Source organism: Rhodoferax sp. GW821-FHT07G04, assembly GCF_059418585.1.
In genome coordinates this window covers 1-4,318 of sequence record NZ_JBWKQD010000016.1, presented here as the reverse complement: position 1 = coordinate 4,318, position 4,318 = coordinate 1, and the positions used below count along the sequence as shown (strand labels likewise).

At 55.8% G+C, this 4,318-nt stretch carries 3 protein-coding genes; all 3 read left to right on the top strand.

Annotated features, from left to right (window positions below):
* Nucleotides 1–3,067 (top strand): RHS repeat-associated core domain-containing protein (locus AC07OO_RS25430; RefSeq protein WP_495084970.1); only part of this gene is annotated, 3,067 nt, incomplete at its 5' end.
* A 10-nt stretch (nt 3,068–3,077) separates the two neighbouring features.
* Complete coding sequence (locus AC07OO_RS25425) at nt 3,078–3,758, top strand: hypothetical protein (RefSeq protein ID WP_495084969.1); 681 nt, start codon at nt 3,078–3,080, stop codon at nt 3,756–3,758.
* 294 nt (nt 3,759–4,052) lie between these two features.
* The coding region (locus tag AC07OO_RS25420) for a hypothetical protein (protein ID WP_495084968.1) at nt 4,053–4,318 on the top strand (266 nt) is incomplete at its 3' end.

Genomic DNA, 4,318 nt, shown 5'->3' with positions numbered 1-4,318 from the left:
CAATGCACTGGGCCAAAGGACCAGCTACACCTACGACGCCAATGCGCGCCTGACCGGCACCAGCTATCCAGACGGCAGCAGTGAAGCGACAACATACGACGCCGAAGGGAATGAAACGTCCAAGACGGACAGGGCAGGGCGAACAACCCGAATGGAATACGACGCCCTGAGCCGCCTGGTCAAAACAACCTACCCGGATGGCACGACGGAGACCAGCACGTTTGACGCGGCAGGACGGGTCACCGCTACCACCGACCGCAAGGGCCAGCGCAGCAGCACGGAGTGGGATGCTGCGGGGCGAAAGGTCGCGACAACAGATGCCACGGGAATTCGTTCTACGCAGACATTCGACGCAAACGGCAATCGCTCCAGTCAAACGGTAAATGGGCGCACTACAAACTTTACGTATGACGCACTGAACCGCTTGACCGTTGCTCAGTTCCCGGATGGCAGTAGTTACAACGTCGTTTATAGACCCGATCATCGGAAGCAAAGCGAGACCGACCCACGGGGCATGACGACGACTTACGGCTACGACGGCGCAGGACGATTGACCAGCGTGAGCCAAAGTCTGACTGGCAACACTACAGCTACAACCGGTTATGCCTACGACGAGCAAGGTGTCAAGACCACGCAGATCGATGCGCTGAACCGCACCACCACCTGGAGCATGGACGCGGGTGGCCGCATCACCAGCCGCAAACTGCAGGACGGAACGACCGAGCGCAACAGCTACGACCTTGAGGGCAAGCGAACCAACCACACCAGCTTTGCGGGGGAACAGTTCACATACCAGTTTGATGCGCGTGGGCGATTGACTGGTGCTGTTGTACCGCAAGGGGTGGACAGCAATAGCGCCATTTCGCAAAGTAGTGTGTTGTATACCTACATGCCAAGTGGCTTGGTAGCCAGTCAGCAAGAGCAGGGCTCCACCACGCTCAACGGCACGCAAACCTACCGGTATGACGCCAACGACAGACTGATTCAGAGCAATAGTCCGTTGGGACAGTTGAACTACACACTGGATGCCAACGGCAATCAAATAGAGACCAGTGTCAGCAACGCTACCAGTGATGGGGGTACCTCCACTAGCACATATGACGCTGCCGGACGCCTGACGACACTTACAGCACCGGACGGCAAGGTCACACGCTACGGCTACAACGCGGCAGGCCGGCTCATCCTGACGGAGCGCGATCTGAACGCACAGGCAGGCCAGGCCCAAGTGCTGCGCACGCACCAGCTGTATGACGGCGCCGACCGCGTAGTTGCCATTGCGCACATCAAGCATACTGGGGCAACGCAAACGCTGATGATGGGCCAGGTCCTCACAAGGGATGCCGGTGGCGCAGTCGCGCGGATTGAGTTGTACCGCACAGGATTCGGGGCAACCCCGGCCAGCTTTGATGCCAACACGGGCACCTTCAGCGGTACACCGGTACGGACACAGAGCTTTGAGTTTGATGCCAATGCAAGACTGACCCGCGAGAACCGAATCGACGCGGCCACTCCAACGCTCAGCCTGGATACGCGGTACACATACGATGCCGTCGGTAACCGCAGTACCAAGACGGCTACCAGCAGCGGGGGTACGGATACCACGACGTATACCTACGATGCAGCGGACAGGCTGACGCAGGAGCAGGTGACACTGGCTGCCGGGGGTACCAGGACCACGACCTACACCTGGGACCAGAACGGGAACTTGGCATCGAAGACCGAGACCGGCAAGGCAACCTTGTACCGGTTTGATCCACAGAACCGGTTGATTGATATACGCACTGGCAGCACAGCTGCAGCGGCGCAAGCAGCAACTGCTAGTGTGAGGTATGCCTACGATGCCAATGGCAATCGGGTTAAGAAGACCAGTCCGTCAGGTTCCACCACTTACCTCATTGACGCCAACCAAGCTTACGCGCAAGTTGTGTTGGAGAGCACAGGTACTACCAGCACCGCCTATGTGTGGGGCAATCAACTGATCCGCCAGACGCAAAGTGGGGCGGGTAATCTGTTTGCAACCGTAAACGCTGCCAACGATGTGTTTCCGTTGCAGGGGCATCTGAATACCAGTCTCGGTGCAATCGATGCCAATGGCAATGCTGTAGAGCAATCGGTGAACGACGCGTTTGGGCAGTTGGATACCTCCGCAGCGTTGAAGCAGAGTCATTTGTATGCGGGTGAATACTGGGATCAGGATGCGCAACTGCTGTACCTGCGGGCCCGATGGTATGACCCCAGGATTGGGCGATTTCTATCGGCCGACCCTAGTGAGGGAAAGCTTGACGATCCGCGCAGTTTGAATAGGTATGTGTACGTGCGCAACGACCCTGTTCATGGGACAGACCCTAGCGGGCGCTTCGGATTAGGCGAGATTGGCGCAGCCGCTGCCGTTGGGGCAATTTTGGGGGCGGTGACGACGCCTGTTTACAACCAAGCTATTGGGAAAGCAACCACTATCGGTGATGTTGCACAAGGCGCGGCGATTGGGGCCTTGTTCGGTGTTGGCGCCCTGGCGAGTCCAGTCATCGCCTTCGGAGGGGCAGTGTGGGGTCTCACAAACAGTGGTGCGTTGGTTTGGGATGTATTTGCCGATCCGGGAACTTCATGGGAGCAACGCGTCTCGGCATCATCACTTCTATTGGCTGCTGTGGCTGGCCCAGCTATAGCAACCCGTTACGCTGGGAATATTTGGGGGCAGCGCTCTATCGGTCTAAACGACTACCGTGTTCTGCACAATCTGGGTGTCGACCGTCTAGCGGCCTTTTATCGATCGCAAGGTTTTGAAGTTGCGTTGGAAGTGTATGTACGGAACCCGTTCTATAAAGTTGGTCGCCGTTACGATCTCGTTGTGAAGAATCTGCTCGGGGAATATATTGGGATTGAGTTCAAAGGAACGCAGAACGCCTATGTAAACCACCCTGGGACGCGTCAGGCAACGGCCGACGGTTGGATTGAGCAGCATGGCGGGATAATGTTTGGAAGTAGAGCACAAGACGCAAGATTCGATGGTCAGAGTGTGACGAGGGTCATACTGCTCGGCCCAAACTCCGCACCACCACCACTCTAAGAAACCAGTAATGATTGACTTTAAGAAAGAAAAAAAAGGCATCGATGAGGCGATCAAAGGAAGCCTCGACCAATTGTTTGTTTCCAATGGATTCAAGTGGAATAGGAGCAATTGCTGGACTCGTGATCGTGGTTGGTGCCTTGACAGCTGTAGCCTTGGCGCACATAAAAGCAGTAGTGGTCTTTACTGTGAGCTCATTGGTGGTGGCGGCTTGTTCGTCCGTGAGCATCATCCAATTTTTCAGCCGGATTACATGGATTACGGCACCAAGACGGTTCCACCAAGTTCGCTCGGCGGGCCTATTCACTGGATTGACAAGCGTCTTGATTTCAACACCGGGCGTTTTACGACGGTTGCGGAGTTCGAGTCTTGGTTGCCTTTGTACCGGAGGGCATTCGAGGAGTGTGCAATCCCGGAGTTGGATCGCTACAAGACTGAAGACATATTGCTGGAGGCGTTGCTTCAACCAGATTGGCTGAAGTCGGTGAAGCTGTCTTTGACACAAGATCGCAGGGGGGCGTTGATTGCGCTTATGCAGGCTCGGAAAGAAGGAGTTGAAAATTCTCTTGCCTGGGCCTTGGCAGACATTGAGCGTATCAAGGCGCAGGAGCCCGGGCCAGAGCGCCCGGGTCGTTGGCGCGAATTGCGACTTGTAGTTAACTTTCTTTCGGAAAAAAAACCTACCAGCTAGGTACTACCGGTGTCCTGTCGGAGCATGCTCAGTTGCTACTCGTTGAACTATGGGCTGCCCATTGCAAACGGAGGCTGCAATAGCATTTGCTATCGATTACATAGCAATTTATTCATATTTTACGAGGGCTAACGACATGTTTTGCTCTGAGTTATAGATAAATTTCAGCAATAAAACCCATATTGGGTATTTTTGAGCAAGCTCACGTACAAATTCACCTCTAGCCCTCGTCGGGTGTGGATGTTCCACTATCAATCCAATAGCATCCGGCTTTCCCGTACCCGCCACCGCGCTTTGAGACCATTCGCCAGATTCCTCCTCGCGGTTCTCCTATGCCAAACGCTGGCCCTGAACGCCAAGGGTGTCCCCGGCCCCAGCGGCGGCAGCACGGCCGGGCGCACCAGTGCCGGCGGCCAGCTCAAGATCATCAACACCCCGCCCGTGCTGGCCCAAGGCAACAACCTCGTCGATGCCGACACCGGCGAGACCTGGAACCCCAAAGACTTCGAACTCACCACCGAAGAAGGCTTCAAATACGCCTTGAGAGAAAACGTCGGCGT

Coding starts and splice junctions, on each gene's coding strand:
- AC07OO_RS25425 (WP_495084969.1), top strand. CDS start 3,078: ATGATTGACTTTAAGAAAGAAAAAAAAGGCATCGATGAGGCGATCAAA.